At 58.6% G+C, this 15,604-nt stretch carries 15 protein-coding genes and 1 pseudogene; 12 read left to right on the top strand and 4 right to left on the bottom strand.

Translation table 11 applies throughout. The features are described 5' to 3' along the window. The first annotated feature begins 20 nt into the window (after positions 1 to 20). The 3 genes from FH08_RS0145585 (at position 21) to FH08_RS0145575 (ending at position 3,480) form a co-directional block, all read left to right on the top strand. The gene (locus FH08_RS0145585) at positions 21 to 788 is read left to right on the top strand and encodes an SDR family oxidoreductase (RefSeq protein WP_031364753.1); all 768 of its coding nucleotides are present in this window, start codon (positions 21 to 23) and stop codon (positions 786 to 788) included. Between the two features lie 86 nt (positions 789 to 874). After that, positions 875 to 2,167 (top strand): MFS transporter, encoded by a 1,293-nt coding sequence (locus FH08_RS0145580; RefSeq protein WP_031364752.1) that lies wholly within the window; start codon positions 875 to 877, stop codon positions 2,165 to 2,167. Positions 2,168 to 2,232: 65 nt separating this feature from the next. After that, positions 2,233 to 3,480 carry an enolase C-terminal domain-like protein gene (locus FH08_RS0145575; RefSeq protein ID WP_031364751.1) on the top strand — a complete coding sequence of 416 codons (1,248 nt, stop codon included), beginning with the start codon at positions 2,233 to 2,235 and terminating at the stop codon, positions 3,478 to 3,480. Between the two features lie 208 nt (positions 3,481 to 3,688). Here FH08_RS0145575 and FH08_RS52360 read toward each other — a convergent pair. After that, positions 3,689 to 3,880, bottom strand: a pseudogene (locus tag FH08_RS52360) (tyrosine-type recombinase/integrase); the annotation flags it as partial. 5 nt (positions 3,881 to 3,885) lie between these two features. On the opposite strand from FH08_RS52360, the gene FH08_RS53905 reads away from it, so the two are divergent. From FH08_RS53905 to FH08_RS0145560, 3 genes are all read left to right on the top strand, one after another. Continuing rightward, complete coding sequence (locus FH08_RS53905; protein WP_268810847.1) at positions 3,886 to 4,269, top strand: ATP-binding cassette domain-containing protein; 384 nt, start codon at positions 3,886 to 3,888, stop codon at positions 4,267 to 4,269. A gap of 75 nt (positions 4,270 to 4,344) precedes the next feature. Beyond that, on the top strand, positions 4,345 to 4,632 hold the full coding sequence (locus FH08_RS53900; protein ID WP_235210715.1) for an oligopeptide/dipeptide ABC transporter ATP-binding protein: 288 nt from the start codon (positions 4,345 to 4,347) through the stop codon (positions 4,630 to 4,632). 210 nt (positions 4,633 to 4,842) lie between these two features. Continuing rightward, a complete protein-coding gene (locus FH08_RS0145560) occupies positions 4,843 to 5,709 on the top strand; it encodes an IS5 family transposase (protein WP_075583467.1) in 867 nt (288 codons plus the stop codon). A gap of 314 nt (positions 5,710 to 6,023) precedes the next feature. On the opposite strand, the gene FH08_RS0145550 is transcribed toward FH08_RS0145560, so the two are convergent. The 3 genes from FH08_RS0145550 to FH08_RS0145535 form a co-directional block, all read right to left on the bottom strand. Then, positions 6,024 to 7,610, bottom strand: a complete 1,587-nt coding sequence (locus FH08_RS0145550) for a methyl-accepting chemotaxis protein (RefSeq protein ID WP_031364750.1) — start codon at positions 7,608 to 7,610, stop codon at positions 6,024 to 6,026. 674 nt (positions 7,611 to 8,284) lie between these two features. Then, positions 8,285 to 9,223 carry a nucleotidyl transferase AbiEii/AbiGii toxin family protein gene (locus FH08_RS0145540; RefSeq protein ID WP_031364748.1) on the bottom strand — a complete coding sequence of 313 codons (939 nt, stop codon included), beginning with the start codon at positions 9,221 to 9,223 and terminating at the stop codon, positions 8,285 to 8,287. Between the two features lie 34 nt (positions 9,224 to 9,257). Further along, positions 9,258 to 10,001 (bottom strand): type IV toxin-antitoxin system AbiEi family antitoxin domain-containing protein, encoded by a 744-nt coding sequence (locus FH08_RS0145535; protein WP_031364747.1) that lies wholly within the window; start codon positions 9,999 to 10,001, stop codon positions 9,258 to 9,260. A gap of 1,363 nt (positions 10,002 to 11,364) precedes the next feature. On the opposite strand from FH08_RS0145535, the gene FH08_RS0145525 reads away from it, so the two are divergent. The 6 genes from FH08_RS0145525 (at position 11,365) to FH08_RS0145505 (ending at position 15,393) form a co-directional block, all read left to right on the top strand. Further along, the gene (locus FH08_RS0145525; protein ID WP_031364746.1) at positions 11,365 to 11,640 is read left to right on the top strand and encodes an HU family DNA-binding protein; all 276 of its coding nucleotides are present in this window, start codon (positions 11,365 to 11,367) and stop codon (positions 11,638 to 11,640) included. Positions 11,641 to 11,702: 62 nt separating this feature from the next. After that, complete coding sequence (locus tag FH08_RS0145520; protein ID WP_235210714.1) at positions 11,703 to 12,899, top strand: PDDEXK nuclease domain-containing protein; 1,197 nt, start codon at positions 11,703 to 11,705, stop codon at positions 12,897 to 12,899. Beyond that, the gene (locus FH08_RS0145515; RefSeq protein ID WP_031364744.1) at positions 12,886 to 13,419 is read left to right on the top strand and encodes a hypothetical protein; all 534 of its coding nucleotides are present in this window, start codon (positions 12,886 to 12,888) and stop codon (positions 13,417 to 13,419) included. Before FH08_RS0145520 ends, FH08_RS0145515 begins: the two co-directional genes overlap by 14 nt. A gap of 140 nt (positions 13,420 to 13,559) precedes the next feature. Beyond that, positions 13,560 to 13,802 carry a hypothetical protein gene (locus FH08_RS52840; RefSeq protein ID WP_160172568.1) on the top strand — a complete coding sequence of 81 codons (243 nt, stop codon included), beginning with the start codon at positions 13,560 to 13,562 and terminating at the stop codon, positions 13,800 to 13,802. Next, on the top strand, positions 13,756 to 14,040 hold the full coding sequence (locus FH08_RS0145510; RefSeq protein ID WP_031364743.1) for a hypothetical protein: 285 nt from the start codon (positions 13,756 to 13,758) through the stop codon (positions 14,038 to 14,040). Before FH08_RS52840 ends, FH08_RS0145510 begins: the two co-directional genes overlap by 47 nt. Before the next feature lie 201 nt (positions 14,041 to 14,241). After that, the gene (locus FH08_RS0145505; RefSeq protein ID WP_031364742.1) at positions 14,242 to 15,393 is read left to right on the top strand and encodes a PDDEXK nuclease domain-containing protein; all 1,152 of its coding nucleotides are present in this window, start codon (positions 14,242 to 14,244) and stop codon (positions 15,391 to 15,393) included. Positions 15,394 to 15,604: the final 211 nt, after the last annotated feature.

Genomic DNA, 15,604 nt, shown 5'->3' with positions numbered 1-15,604 from the left:
ACCCGAAGAAGGAACAGCGCATGACACAGCTATTCGACTTGAGCGGCCGCACGGCGCTCGTAACAGGCTCCGCGCGAGGCATTGGCTTCGCACTCGCCGAGGGACTCGCCACGGCAGGCGCCAGGGTGATCCTGAACGGCACGCGTGCTGACACGGTCGCCGAAGCGGCCGCCCGGCTAAAAAGCAAGGGGCTCAACGCCCAAGGCCATGCCTTCGACGTGACCGACGAACAGGCCGTCGCCGATGCGTTCGCGCAATGGGACAAGGACGGAGTGCAGGTCGACATTGTCATCAACAACGCTGGCATCCAGTTTCGCAAGCCGCTTGTCGAACTAGAGCTGAGCGACTGGCAGCGCGTGATCGACACCAATCTGACGAGCGCGTTCATCGTCTCCAAGCAGGCGGCGCGACGCATGATCGCGCGCGGCACGGGCGGCAAGATAATCAATATCGGCTCGCTCACGAGCGAAGCCGGGCGTGCGACGGTGGGTGCCTATACGGCGGCCAAGGGCGGCATCAAGATGCTGACCCGAGCGATGAGCGCCGAGTGGGGCGCGTCAGATATCCAGGCGAACGCGATCGGTCCGGGCTACATCCTGACCGACATGAACAAGCCGCTCGTTGAGAACGCGGCGTTCGATGCCTGGGTGAAAAGCAGCAATCCTTCGCAACGCTGGGGCAGGCCGGAGGAACTCGTCGGCACGGCCGTATACCTATCGTCCGCCGCATCGAGTTATGTGAACGGCCAGATCATCTACGTCGATGGAGGCTGGCTGGCCGTGCTTTAAATGCAAGTCCGCGCGGGAGCACGAGAACAAAAAGAATGACCCGCACTAACCGAACTGTGTGTACGCCGTACCGATCCGGAGACATCATGGAAAGCGTTAAACCCGTTGCACCCCAAAGATGGTGGTATCTGATGCCCATCATCTTCATCACTTACAGTCTCGCGTATCTGGACCGCGCGAACTACGGCTTCGCCGCGGCGGCTGGGATCAACAGAGATCTCGGCATCTCGCAAGGCACCTCGTCGCTGATCGGTTCGTTGTTCTTTCTCGGCTACTGCTTGTTCCAAGTGCCCGGCGCGATCTACGCTCAGCGCAATAGCGTCAAGAAGCTGATTTTCTTCAGCCTCGTCCTGTGGGGCCTGTGCGCTGCGGCGACCGGCATGGTCAGCAATATTCCGATGCTCATGGTGCTGCGCTTCGTGCTGGGGGTCGTGGAAGCCGCCGTGATGCCGTCGATGCTGATGTACATCAGCCGGTGGTTCACACGCACTGAACGCTCACGCGCCAATACGTTCCTGATTCTCGGCAATCCGGTGACGGTGCTGTGGATGTCGGTCGTGTCCGGGTATCTGGTCCACAGCTTCGGCTGGCGCGAGATGTTCGTCTTCGAAGGCATCCCGGCGCTCATCTGGGCGGGGGTCTGGTGGTTCACCGTGCAGGATCGCCCGGCTGAAGTGACCTGGATGAGCGACGCCGAAAAGCTCGAATTCAGCGCCCGCCTGAAGGCTGAGCAAGCGGACATCGCGCCGGTGCGCGACTACAAGGCGGCGTTCCGTTCGTCGATCGTCTGGAAATGCTGCGCGATTCATGCGCTGTGGAGCATTGGCGTGTACGGCTTCATCATGTGGCTGCCGTCGATTCTTAAAGCTGCATCGACCATCGACATCGTGTCGGTCGGCTGGCTTGCCGCCGTGCCCTATCTCGCGGCGATCATCCTGATGCTGCTCGCGTCGTGGCTCTCGGACAAGACCCGTAACCGCAAGCTGTTCGTGTGGCCGCTGCTCCTCGTGGGGACCATTGCATTCGTAGCTTCGTATCTGGTCGGCGGATCGCACTTCTGGATCTCGTTCGCACTGCTGGTGGTAGCGGGCGCTTCGATGTACGCGCCATACGGTCCTTTCTTCGCCCTGATACCGGAACTGATTCCGGGCAACGTGCTGGGCGGTGCAATCGGCCTGGTCAACGCGTGCGGAGCGCTCGGCGCGTTTGCCGGCTCGTATATCGTCGGCTACCTGAACGGCGCGACCGGCAGTCCCGCGGCCTCGTATATCTTCATGGCGGCCGGTCTGCTCCTCGCGGTCATCCTGATGATCACCGTACCGGCGCATTCCGGGCAACGCGTGAAGCGTGAAGAGCCGCTCTCGCTGCGCCGCACGTAACGCGGTAGGTAAGTAAGCGCGCGATGCGGCTCCGCTTTATTGATTCGATTCTGGCAGATTAAAAAATGGCAACCCTGATTACCGATGTAAAAGTCATCCTGACCGCGCCGGAAGGCATCAACCTGATTGTCGTGAAACTTGAGACCAACCAGGATGGCTTGTATGGACTCGGCTGCGCGACCTTTGCTTACCGGCATGTCGCGGTCAAATGTCTGATCGAGGAGTATCTCAGGCCGCTCCTGATCGGTAGGGATGCCGAAGCGATCGAAGAACTCTGGCAATTAATGCATCAGAACGCTTACTGGCGCAATGGTCCGATCGAGAACAACGCGATCTCCGGCATCGATATGGCCTTGTGGGACATCAAGGGCAAGATGGCGAATATGCCGCTCTTCCAACTCTTTGGCGGCAAGTGTCGCGAAGGCGTGCCCATCTATCGGCATGCCGATGGCCGCGATCTGAATGAGTTGTGCGAGAACATCCAGAAGTACCGCGAGCAGGGCATCACGCACATTCGCTGTCAGAGCGGCGGCTACGGTGGAGGCGGCTATGGCCGTGCGCCGTCGAGTGCACCGCAGGGTGCTGCAGACGGTGTCTATCTCGACAGCAGAAAGTACATGCGCGAAACGCTCAAGCTGTTCGACGGTATTCGCAGCCGGGTTGGCTTTGATGTCGCTTTGTGCCACGACGTGCATGGACGGCTCAAACCCGTCGAAGCCATCAAGTTCGCGTGCGAACTTGAACAGTACGACCTGTTCTTTCTCGAAGATGCGATCGCTTTGGAAGAAGGCGAATGGATTCGTCAGTTGCGCTCGAAAACCACGACGCCTTTGGCCCAGGGCGAGCTCTTCAACAATCCTTCCGAGTGGCGGTTCCTGATCACCGAGCGGTTGATCGATTACATCCGGGTTCACCTTAGTCAGATCGGTGGCATCACGGCGGGACGCAAGCTGCAGATCTTTGCCGAGCAATTCGGTGTAAGGACGGCGTGGCACGGTCCGGGGGACATGTCTCCGCTCGCCCATGCGGCGAACATCCACATCGACCTTGTGGCGCGCAATTTCGGCGTGCAGGAGTGGTCAGGCACCGAGCCGCCGAACTTCGTGATCCAGGAACTCAAGGGGCCGAGAGCGGCTTTGCTGGATGTCTTTCCCGGTCTTCCCGAGTTCAGGGATGGACACGTTTATGCCAACGACAAGCCGGGTCTTGGCGTCGACATCGACGAAGTCGAGGCAGCGAAATATCCGTGTGAAAACACCGTGACGACATGGACGCAGACCCGGCTAAAGGATGGAGCCCTGCAGACTCCATAAGCGAGCAAAGCGAGTTTCAGTCAGCCTCCTTCAGAGACGACGAGGCTTCAATTTGCACACCTGATTCAAAGCCGGACATTCGCACGTCGTCCCCGAAGGGCAAATACTGTTTGGTCTACTTGAGGCATTCGCTGTGCGCAATAGCGGCCGCTCGGTGGATACCGATCACAGACCACCTGATGCAGTCCTTGGATCGATAGTCATCTTGCTACCAGTTGAGTCGCAGTCCGGCCTCTGTTGCACGATGCCGATCGTCGTCGTCCGCATGCAGATACTGGCTGGTGCTCGAGATCGATTCATGCCCCAGGTTGTCCCGGACGTATCGCAGATCGACTTGGCCATCCATCATGTGCGAACCCCCGGTGTGTCGCAACCAATGGGCGGACGCCTGGCGCAATCGTTCGGTTGCACGTTCCTGCGCTCTATGACTGGCGTCAGGAGCGTCTTGCTTTCAGCCGGCACGTCCAGTTCATCTTCCAGGATCCGTTGGCATCGCTAAGCCGTCGACAAACGATCTTGCAATCTCTTGAAGAGCCCTTGAAAATCTACGGTTTGGGACCCGCCTCTCAGCGCCGCGAACGAGTGCTGCAACTGCTTCAACTTGTGAGCTTGCCAGAGTCATGCCCGGACTGGCTGCCTCGCGCTTTGTCGGGTGGTCAGCGCCAGCGCGTGGCCATTGCCCGCGCACTGGCCCTCGATCCTCGCATTCTCATCTGCGACGAGCCGTTGAGCGCCCTTGATGTTTCGATTCGGGCGCACATTCTCAACCTCTTCGCGGATTTGCAGTAAAAGCTAGATCTTTCGATTGTCTTGATCGCGCATGATCTGGCAATCGTCCGTCTGGTTTGCACGCGAGTGAGCGTGATGTATCTGGGCAAGATCGTTGAGACGGGCCCTACGTCCGAGCTCTTTGCGCGGCCGCGCCATCCCTATACGCGTGCTCTGCTGGATGCTGCTCCGTCGGCCGACCCGGAAATTGAACGTTCGCGCCGTATGTCATTCCTTGTGGGTGACCCGCCGAGCCCCAGCTCACCGCCTCCGGGCTGCCGATTTCACACACGCTGCCCCATTTCGGAGCAGGTCTGTGAAATCGCAGAGCCAATGCTGAGGCTGGTTGATGAACGAAGCCAAGTGGCCTGTCACCTAGCTTAATCACTTCCCCGATACCCCTAGGTTCAGCTTAGAGCAACAAGTCGTTCGGCAGCTTTGCGATGATCCAAAGCACCTTGGCCGGCTGATCAGTGGGGTTCAACTGGTTGCTAGTTTTTCGAGGTCATCGAATTTGTCTGTGATCCGCGCCGGGACTGGATTTGTGATCGGCGAAGGCAGATCGGTTAGAGTCCAGATGTTTGGACTCAGCGAATGACGGGTAACCCATGCTGGCAAGCGATTCCGACGAAATTGAGCGAAGCGCAGTTCGAAGAATTTGTCTTGCCACACCTGAGTCGTGGCCGACGCGGACCGGCACCCACGCTGTCGTTGCACAAAATCTTCAACTACATCCTGCAAATACTGTACATGGGCTGCCAATGGAAGATGCTGCCGATCGAAAGGAATGCAAAAGGTCTGCCTGAAATCCACCACACGCGTATATACAGGATGATGCGGCGCTGGCAGGCTGATGGCAGCATCGACCGGATCTTTACGGGCACGGTACATAAACTTCATCAGGACCAGATCCTGGACCTTTCAGTCATCCACGGCGACGGCACGACGACTGCAGCGAAGAAAGGCGGCGACAACCTCGGGTATAGCGGACACAAGCATCTCAAGGGCTGCAAGGTCGTCGCCTTCTGCGATCGCGACTGCAACATCATCGCGCCGTTCGTAACGGCCCCAGGCAACCGCAACGAATCACCGCTGTTGCGCGACTCGCTGCCCAGACTAACCGAAATGGCCCGCGCCATTGGCGCAGACCTGCAAGGTTCAACCCTGAGTCTGGATGGCGTCTACGATTGCCGGCCCAACCGCAAGGCGATCTTCAATCGCGGCATGACCCAGAACATCCCCGAGAACCCGCGTGGGCGTAAAACACCGAAGCGGGGCCGCAAGCAGCGCTTTGATCCGGCGATCTTCGAGGAGCGCTTCAGGACCATCGAACGCGTCTTTGCCTGGGAAGATAAGTTCCGCCGTCTGCTGCTGCGCTTCGAACGCATCAGTGACGTGCACTACGCGTTAAAGACGCTCGCCTATGCGATGATCAATCTGCGGCACTACTGCCGAAACTGATCTCATGCCCAGGCCTTGCGTAGCATCGTCGGCGCTCTTCTCAGCTTCGCGATCGCGCTCGACCTCTTGATACCTTCATCTTCGCATACCGAAACATATCATCGCATCTTCAGCATGCCGTACCCGATATGGATTTGCGCCTCGGATTTGTTCGACCGCTCTGTACAAAATCAGCGTCGAAACTAGCAACCAGTTGCATGAGTGAAATTCTTACACGTAGGCGTTCGTGCAAGCTGCTGAAATCACAGAACGCGTTGAAATGTCGGCACCGTCCTCATCAAGGGCGATTCCAGCATCCCAACGCGTCTTCGGGATCAACGGTTGCTTGTTAGCGTCTCGAATCGAAACGACGCGATACACTGGTTTAGCTGTCGGCCCTGATCTTCGAGCGAGTTCGCCGCCGCTGCGGCTTCCTCTACCAGCGCGGCGTTCTGCTGCGTCACTTCGTCCATCTGGGTGATGGCATGGCTGACCTGTTCGATGCCCTTGCTCTGCTCGGTCGATGCAGCAGCGATTTCACCCATGATGTTGGTCACGCGAGCGACCGCTTGAGTCACTTCTGCCATGGTTGTGCCTGCTTCGTTCGCGAGGGTCTCTCCCTGCCGAACCTTATGGACCGATGTACTTATCAGCTCTTTGATCTCTTTCGCAGCACTAGACGAACGCTGCGCAAGGTTACGCACTTCGCTCGCGACTACCGCAAAGCCGCGTCCCTGTTCACCCGCTCGTGCAGCTTCCACGGCGGCGTTAAGCGCTAGAATGTTCGTCTGGAAAGCGATACCTTCAATAATGCTCGTGATGTCCGCGATCTTTGCCGAGTTCGCGCTGATATCTCCCATTGTGTCGACAACACGACCGACCACGCCCCTGCCTTTGAGCGCGACTTCCGATGCGTTCGCAGACAACGTACTTGCCTGCTGTGCATTCTCGGCGTTCTGTTTCACGGTAGAGGTAAGCTCTTCCATGCTCGATGCCGTTTCCTGCAACGAGGCCGCCTGCTGCTCGGTGCGAGAAGAGAGGTCGGTGTTACCCGTGGCGATCTGACTGGAGCCGGTCGCAATGCTGTCTGCGGCGGTTCGTACGCGGCCGATCAGGTTCACAAGACTAATCTGCATTTCACCCATTGACGCAAGCACGCTTCCCACGGGGGCGTTCGTGGCGCCCGCGACCGGGCTAAGATCGCCCGCGGCGACGCGCTGTGTCACATAGGCGAGATCGGTCGGCTCCGCACCGAGCGCGCGCATCAAGCTACGCGTAATGACCACACCAGCTAGTACTGCCATCGCGATCGCCGCAAGACATATTGCGATGAGCAAGTTGCGTTGGCTGGAAAATTTATCCTCGGCTTCCTGAACCATGTTCGTGGCGCGCTGGTGCGTCACGTCCGCGTAGTCGTTGGACGCCTTGATCAGCGATGTAAGCAAGGGCCTGCATTTCGTCGTGATCTCCTCGATTGCCGCTTCGCGTTGGTTGCTCGACGCAAGGCGATTGATATCCAGAGCGACCGGGCGATACAGCGCTTCAACGCGGGATATTTCCGCGGCGAGGCTACGCGCTTGATCACTCATGTCGTGAGCACCCGCCACCATGGCGTTAAATTTTTCCAGCCGACTCTCGACCCTTTGTTCCGCATCGACAACTGCGGCTTTCTCGATCTCCACATCAGCTGGCTTGCTCACGAGCACCAGGTTGCGGACTGCCACGGCGCGTTCATCCACGGCGGTGCGGATGGACTCGGCCATTTCTGCCCGCGCGTTGATGCCATTGACGAAGCCGTAGAAGCGGTCGTTGGCGTCGTTCAGTGACTTGAGCGACATTCCCGATACGATCAGCACAACAACGGCGAGCAAGCCAAATGCGATCGAAAGTCTACCCCTCACTGTCAGTCTTTTTGAATTCATCTCTCAACCCCAAATATTGTTATCGCAGAAAGTGTGTATTAAGCGGCTTTCTTGCTGTGGATGCAGAGCACCGATGACGGACGAAACGATGACCGCTGCCATTGGTAACGGCATCGACTTGTAATCGCGCAGGGTGGACATCCCTTGGTCATGCTTGCGCAAAGGTTTGCGTGGAATTTATTTTTAGGGATGGTTGCAGATCTAGCGAGTAGGGAGAAACATGTGCGCAATTAATCTGAATGGTTACTGCAAGTACTCGCGCTTTCGCCTTAGGCGTTATCCCTCGCGGTTTCGCTTCCATTCGCTTGCTATGGATAACTCACGAGAGGATTTGAGTCTCCAAGATCGCACTCCTGCAGGGGGTGCAATCTTGCTACGAGCTATGCTGTGGGCCGAACTCCGTTGTATTGATCAGCATAGAGACCGATAGCGATGAAAAGAATGTTCGTGATTGTCTCGGCGATCCTAATGGCAGCATGTGCCTCACCGGCCGTGTTCAAAGATCCGAAAACAGGCCAGGTCGCTCAATGCAACGCATCGACACCTGGCCTCTTTCCGATTATCGCGCAGCACGAAATCGACACCTGCTCTGACGCATACGCTCGCATGGGCTGGGTGAAACAATGAGCCGCAAGATTTACGAACACATGTGGTTACTTATCATAGGCAGGCGTTTAGCTGTCATCGAGCGCCGCGAAGCCTTCCGCCAGTAACATACTCTGATGGGCAAAGCGGGTCGCGTCGCGTGTCCTAAGCTTGCCAAGATTCTCCATCTTCCAGCGGATTGCCGGTAGGTCGCGTAGATGGTCGTATGGCATCAGTGACCAGTCTGGCTCGAGTCTCACGAGCGAGGCGAGAAATTCGCGGTGCTCCGCGGTCAACGCCCGAGGAAGGTCATGGTGGAGTCGGGATTGGACAGCCTCCAGTGCAGCCAGATCGACCTGATCAACGGTCATGCCGACAAAGCCGGCCTCGTATTCGTCCTCAAGTGATCGCGGCTTCGCAAAGAGTACCTCGTGGACGGGGCGGTTATGACCCGCCAGATAGCCGACAAAAGCCGTCACGACGTCCTGGCGCAGACCATAAGTGTCATACATGTGCTGCACATCAAAAATATCGCTCGGATGCTGCCGGTCCAGTGCCGCAACGAGTTTGCTGCCGTATAGCTCGGCATCGGCAAGCGTCGGCACTTCGAAGTCGACGCGGAACATAGCCTGTGCGCGCGGCACGACACTGCGCGTCACCGTCGGCGTTAATGTGCCGCGAAAAACATAGTTCACCTCGACCTTGACCTGGGCTTCAGCGGACGAGACGGTCAGTTTCACGTCGTCGCCTTTGTTTCTGCCACTGGCGGCCGCCACGGTAACCATGTGTCCCTGTCGCTCGATGGCCTGTCGCGCGCGAGCGAGTTCGTCATGGATGATTGCAAGAGCGTCGTCGCGGCCCGGCTCATGTGAACACATGACCACGTCAATATCGACGGACAGGCGGGGCAGATCCTGAACAAACATGTTGATGGCGGTGCCGCCTTTCATCGCGAAGTGGGGCGTGTCAAAAACATCTGACGCAATCGCCAGCATGAGGCGAACCGTACTGAGGTATTGATCGTTCATTGAGAGGACGTTGAGCCTTAAGGGGCCGTGCAGGTCAGGCCTTCAGGGAGAGGCGGGGGCCGCCCTTGCGGCTACTCGTCCAGCGTCGGCCGGGCCCGAGCCGGTCGACGTGCCGCTGGAGGTCGTGGCCCCAGGGAAATCCGCCTGCCTCACCAAGGTCGCGCACAAGCTTGACGACCTTGACGCGCGTGCAGTGCGAGAGGAGGGTGTCCAGGACCGTTGTCCGGAGATTGCGAAGCGAGGACGCGAGGCTCATGGCCTCCTCGAGCGATTGCCCCTTCGCACGTCGTTTGCCTACATCGCTGGCGAGTTCAAGCAGCGCGCGCTCGGGCTCGGAAACGAGCAGGGAGGGATCGCGGTTCGGCAGCGGTGACAGCGCGGTGTTTTCCGGCATGCTCTGGTCGAACAGGCAGGTGGTCTGCAGGGTATAGGGCATATGTTCGCCCACCCAGTCCGGCATGACGTAAGGGCGTCCAGCCCACAGCACGACGCGCTCGCGAAAGCTCAGGTTGTGACGCACCCCCTGCCAGTCCAGGGCTGTTCTGCCGCCGACGTGAAGGCCCGGTATCCGCTGGGCCAGATAGGCCAGTATTCCATCCCGGGTGGGCGTGTCGCCAGCGAGCAGATAGGCGCCCTTGGACAGGCGTTGCAGCCATCCGGCATTGACCAGATAGGTTGTCTGCTGGGCGCTCACGCCGCAGTCGCGAAGCATTTGCGGCGTGAGCGGTTGCCCGCGCGGCGCGCTTGCCATGAGCCGTTGAAGTGTCTTGCTGGCCATTCCGTCGATAAAGCATGATTTTTTATAGCATACACCCATTTAATTTGAAGTTACAAAGAATAAATCATGCAACGTGCGCACGCTTAGGACAGGCGACGACGAGGAGCGTGGTTCGCAGCAAGGGGATTTTCAGGCTCACACAGTATGATTTATTCTCCGGAAATACTAATTTCGCCGTATTTTGAGAGAATAATGTATGCATTCACGATGCTGCCGTGCGCTGCTCGACGTTTGACGTCGAGCAGCGCACGTGGCCGGGAGTCTGTGACGTCAACAACTGGCAAAAAGACTACTGAGGCAGCCTGCACACGGTAAATCAGCATCGAACTGGGTTTAAGAATGGCTGAAGAGGCGCTTTCCGTTGCACGCTTTGCGGCGTCAGCAAATGCAGGTCTGCTAATAACGGTTATCACACCTGAAACCTGATTGAAAGCCGGGTTCAGTCATCCAAATAGCCGGGCAGGGCGGCGTCTGGCGTGATCGTCAACCGAGATCGGTGTGATGAACCGGGGAGGCAGCGGGATACAGCACCACGCTTCTAGTGCATGTTTGATCGCGTGCGGAAACGCTGAAGTGCAACGGAGGATCCCACCGTTCCGATGGATCCGCCGGCCCTACCGCGTTCGTGCAGAGAGATGGGCGAAGCAGCGTCAATTCGCGCGCCCGCGGGATGGCTTTTCAACCGCGTCGCGCCAGGGAAGGTTTAGACGAAGGGTATGAATTAGGGCTATCAGACCATTCAGTTCGTGACATCCAGTTTGGTGGCCGGCATCGCAGCCTCCCGCACCGCTGGCACGTGCGCTATCGGGCCGCGTCCAAGCCGAAATCGCGGTCAGTTCTGCTCGCAGGCACTGGAATGCAGCCTCACCGAGGGAAACTCTCTGCCCAGAAAGCAGCCTGGTGATCGAAAGGAAGCGCTTATCAAGCCGACAATTTCAGTCGCTCATTTTCCAAAGACGAAGTGGAAGGGCAGATCGCCTTCTGCTTTTGCTCCCTTCGCGCCCCGCGCCCACCGTTCCGCGGCGTACGGCGCGCAAAGCCGCCGGTACGCGCGCTCAAATTCCGCATTCATGCTTACTCCAGTTATCAGATGTGGCGATTTTGGATTCGGGCGCGCGATGTGACGGGTTTACGGCTGGGATGGTGTCCGTCGGGCAGGGAGGTCGGGACTTCGCGCAACCGGAGCGTGGGTGGGGCAAAGCGCGCCGGCAACGACATGGCCCTGTCGGTGTCCGTGTTGAACTCGCAACTGCGCGTCGCGGCAGGTCTGCCGGTTTGCGTCGGAGCGCCCCGGTGCGGTAGGGTGTGGCTTGTATGGGCTGGCGCAGGGTGGTCGGCCCTTCAACACGAGGTCTGGAGACTCATGAACAAGCAGGAACTTATCGATGCAATCAGCTCGACCACGGGCGCGAGCAAGGCGGCGACCGGCGCCACGCTCGACGCCATCCTCCACGCGGTGACAGAGACGGTGACCCAGGGCGAAGTGGTCCAGCTGATCGGGTTCGGCACCTTTGCGACCGGCGCGCGCGCCGCACGCACTGGACGGAACCCCGCCACCGGCGCGGAAATCCAGATCGCGGCGGCGAAGACGGTCAAGTTTTCTGCTGGCAAGGCATTCAAGGACGCGGTGAACGCGTGAAGTCGAGGCCCGTCACCGCGCCGGAGGGTTACGCTGAATTGCATGGCGAGATTGCCGGTGTGGTGGACGCCCGTCTGGCTGCTGCCCGCAGTGTCAACGCGTTGATGGTCGCGGCCTATTGGGAGGTCGGCCGGCGTATCGTCGAATTTGAACAGGGCGGTGAAGGCCGGGCCGGCTATGGCGAAGCGATGATCAAGCGGTTGGGCGAGGACCTGTCCCGGCGGTTCGGGCGCGGTTTCGGCTGGCGTAACTTGTCACAGATGCGGGCGTTTTACCTCACCTGGCCGGCCGAGCAAATTTTGCAGAGACTGTCTGCAAAATCACCACCGCCTGCGATTGTCCCGACACCGTCTGCAATTTCTCCAGTGAAGGAGAGTTCCCCGCCCCGTGCACGCTCTTTTCTTAGTCTGGCTACTTTGGCACAGGCTTTTCCGTTGCCGTGGTCGGCTTATGTGCGCCTGCTGTCACTCAAGAACCCCAACGCCCGCAGCTTCTACGAAGCAGAAGCGCTGCGCGGCGGATGGTCAGTGCGCGAATTGGACCGCCAGATCGGCAGCCAATTCTACGAGCGCATCGCGCTCTCGCACAACAAGGCGGAGATGCTTCAAAAGGCCGAGAAGTCAGGACTCGCAGATACGCTCACGCCTGAGCAGGCCATCAAGGATCCTTTCGTCCTGGAGTTTCTCGACCTCAAGGACGAATATTCCGAGTCCGAGTTGGAAGACGGTCTTATCCGCCATCTGACTGACTTCCTGCTTGAGCTGGGTGACGATTTCGCCTTTCTCGGTCGGCAGCGCCGGCTACGGATCGACGACACCTGGTTCAGGGTCGATCTGCTGTTTTTTTACCGGCGACTCCGATGCCTCGTCGTGATTGACCTGAAAGTGGGGCGATTCAGCTACGCGGATGCCGGACAGATGCACCTCCATTTGAATTACGCACGGGAGCACTGGATGAAGCCGGGCGAAAACCCGCCGGTAGGCCTGATTCTATGCACGGAGAAGGGCGCAGCCGAAACGCGTCAACCCACTGGCTGCGTCACAGCGCGGCCTCACATTAGGCCGACGCCGGCACCGACCTGCGCTTCATCCAGAAGAACCTGCGTCACGCGTCGATCGAGACCACCGGCATTTACTTGCACGCGGAAGATGACCGGCGGCACGCGCAAACGGTCAATGAACCGGACCCGCTCCGCCCGGCGCCCGCCGATGCGGCCCAAGCTCAGCCGACTTCACGGGGCTCCGCATGAAGCATTCTGACTTTTATATCGGCCTTGAATTCATGGGCATTGCCGGCTTCTGGTGGCGATGCACCGATGTCGGCACGCGTACCATCACTGCCATCCAGCTCGATCGCGACGATCCCAACTGGTATCGCGGGCCGCCCTATATCGCGAAAGAAGTGGTGTTCGACGAGCACGAAATCGCTGCCTGTCATCTGACGGAGGAAGAGGCGATCAGGGCAGCCCTCCACGAACATGAAACCTCCGGGCACCCGGGCTTCCCGCACGAGGTGGTCACGCACATGATGGACGAACGCTGGAAAAATCCTGAAGCCCGTTACCCGCACAAGGGCGTCCTGCGTTTCGACCGGCGTCGACCGGATGGCGAAATCCTGCATCCATACGCAGGGCGGAAAGACGGGGACGAGTGGATTATGGAACTGTACCTGCCGTTCCTGCAGACCTACGCAGGAATGCCGGAGCGCGAGTTCATCGCGTTGCCGACTGCGACGGCCGCCGATGTGCGAGCTCGCGCTGATCGGCAATCCACAGCGTGACGAATGGCACCAGCCCGACCGTCTTTGTCTGCGGAGTGCCTCTGGAAGCCCAACCTGGCGTGGGTTAGAGGAGGATTTTCAATTCTCGGGGGATAGACAAAAATAGCCAGGTAGGCCTTGCGGAACAGAGTGAGCAGCGGTTGCAGCGAGCGCTCGAAACCGCCTGCCATGACTTCACCTCTGAACTGGATAAGCTGCGTGCCGACGGCAAGCTGGAGCAGGAGCGGCTCAAAGCCGCCGAAACCCGGGCGCTATCGGAAATCGGCCGCGAGCGGCAGGTGGCCGGGCGCTTGCAGAAGGAGCTTGATACGGCTAACCGTAAAACGGAGCAGGGCAATGTCCGGCATCGACGACGTGCAGAAACTGCAGGCTCAAGTCGGTAATCTGCATCAACAAGTCGGTGTGCTCGAGGGCAAGCTGGATGCGCTGCGTACCGAGAACGCGCGTTATGCCGATGAAGGGTTGCAGGCGCGTGATCAACGCGACCAACGGGCGTTGTCGCTGACGGATGCCGCTGCCAAGCAAAAGGTGTTGACGGCGAAGCGGACAGCGAAATCGACAGGAGCCCCGGGCAAGAGCAGTGGCCCGGTGGGTAAATCGCCGCGGACGCGCAAAGCCTGAATTTGTTGGGGTGGATTCCGCGAGGACGACGCACGATTCAGCGTTAGAGCATCATGCACGCGGTATAAGCCGATGAGTTCAAGCAATCAGCGCCTTCGGACCCGTAGCGCCCGTTACGTCGCCGGATCAGCTAACCTTATGCCCAAGGCTCCTTCTGGACCGACTGCAACACATCCTTCTTATATCGTTCCGTGACAAGCAATGACTGACATCGTATTAAGCAGCGCGGACTACAAGGGCATTCACGGCGATATCGTCGCCATCCTGGAAAGCAGCCGCCGAGCCGCTGCCCGCAGCGTGAACGCGCTGATGACCGCGACTTATTGGGAAGTCGGCCGGCGGGTTGTGGAGTTCGAACAAGGCGGGGAAAACCGGGCAGCCTACGGTCAAGCGTTGCTGGTGCGACTATCTGGCGATCTGACTAAACGATTCGGCCGCGGTTTTGGGGTAGACAACCTCGAACTGATGCGACTGTTTTACCAGACGTATCCGCCTGCGGCGATTTCCGAATCACTGATTCGGAAATCTGCTGATTCGAGCGCAGCCCCGAATTCCGAATTGGTGATTCGGAATTTTGACCTCGAGCGGTTGGCAACTGTTTTCCCCCTCTCGTGGACGCACTACGTACACTTGATGCGTCGCACCCGCTCGACTGACGAGCGCACGTTCTATGAGGCCGAAGCGCTTCGAGGCGGATGGAGCGTGCGTCAGCTCGACCGGCAAATTAGTTCCCAGTTTCACACCCGCGCCATGCTGTCCAAAAACAAGCGGGCAATGCTGGAAAAAGGGAGCAATGCGCACCCGAGTGACTTCGTCACGCCAGAGGAAGCGATCAAGGACCCCTATGTTTTGGAGTTTCTTGATCTGAAGGACGAATACTCCGAATCCCAATTGGAGGATGCGCTCGTTCATCGGCTGGAAGATTTCCTGCTTGAGCTGGGCGGCGATTTTGCGTTCGTTGGACGTCAGCGCCGCTTGCGCATCGGTGAGAGTTGGTTTCGGGTCGATCTATTGTTTTTTCACCGACGCCTTCGATGCCTGGTCATCATCGATCTGAAATTGACAGAACTAAACCACGCTGACGTAGGGCAAATGCACATGTATTGCAACTACGCACGCGAGCACTGGACCTTACCTGGGGAAAATCCGCCTGTCGGATTGATCTTGTGCGCCCGCACGAATGCAGCCGTCGCGCGGTACGCGCTGGAAGGACTTCCAAACAAGGTGCTCGCCGCCGAATATCACACAGTTTTGCCGGATGAGAAGCTGCTCGCAGAGGAACTCGCAAAGGCGCGCCACGAATGGGAAGCTCGGCGTGTGAACGAACTCGTCAACCTAAAAACTGGCGTTTAAAAATTACTTCGTGATTTCTCCGTTCGTCGCCGATCTGACTATGTGAATGCAAAGCACACTCGGCGCGGACTCGAACAATATGCGATAGACGCTCACCGTGGACTGAGCGCGGTTAAATGCAAGGAACTACGTTATCGCAAGTTGCGGGCTGACAGATCCGTCGCAGCGCTTCAGAGTGCAGGTCACACTCGGAAATAGTCACGGTCGGCGT

Origin of the sequence: Caballeronia sordidicola, assembly GCF_000729995.1 — a bacterium.
Lineage (GTDB): Bacteria > Pseudomonadota > Gammaproteobacteria > Burkholderiales > Burkholderiaceae > Caballeronia > Caballeronia sordidicola_A.
This window is presented reverse-complemented; position numbering and strand designations above follow the sequence as displayed.

Coding starts and splice junctions, on each gene's coding strand:
- FH08_RS0145575 (WP_031364751.1), top strand. CDS start 2,233: ATGGCAACCCTGATTACCGATGTAAAAGTCATCCTGACCGCGCCGGAA.
- FH08_RS0145580 (WP_031364752.1), top strand. CDS start 875: ATGGAAAGCGTTAAACCCGTTGCACCCCAAAGATGGTGGTATCTGATG.
- FH08_RS0145515 (WP_031364744.1), top strand. CDS start 12,886: ATGAAGCATTCTGACTTTTATATCGGCCTTGAATTCATGGGCATTGCC.
- FH08_RS53900 (WP_235210715.1), top strand. CDS start 4,345: ATGTATCTGGGCAAGATCGTTGAGACGGGCCCTACGTCCGAGCTCTTT.
- FH08_RS0145505 (WP_031364742.1), top strand. CDS start 14,242: ATGACTGACATCGTATTAAGCAGCGCGGACTACAAGGGCATTCACGGC.
- FH08_RS0145560 (WP_075583467.1), top strand. CDS start 4,843: ATGACGGGTAACCCATGCTGGCAAGCGATTCCGACGAAATTGAGCGAA.
- FH08_RS0145585 (WP_031364753.1), top strand. CDS start 21: ATGACACAGCTATTCGACTTGAGCGGCCGCACGGCGCTCGTAACAGGC.
- FH08_RS0145550 (WP_031364750.1), bottom strand. CDS start 7,610: ATGAATTCAAAAAGACTGACAGTGAGGGGTAGACTTTCGATCGCATTT.
- FH08_RS0145540 (WP_031364748.1), bottom strand. CDS start 9,223: ATGAACGATCAATACCTCAGTACGGTTCGCCTCATGCTGGCGATTGCG.
- FH08_RS0145525 (WP_031364746.1), top strand. CDS start 11,365: ATGAACAAGCAGGAACTTATCGATGCAATCAGCTCGACCACGGGCGCG.
- FH08_RS0145535 (WP_031364747.1), bottom strand. CDS start 10,001: ATGGCCAGCAAGACACTTCAACGGCTCATGGCAAGCGCGCCGCGCGGG.
- FH08_RS0145510 (WP_031364743.1), top strand. CDS start 13,756: ATGTCCGGCATCGACGACGTGCAGAAACTGCAGGCTCAAGTCGGTAAT.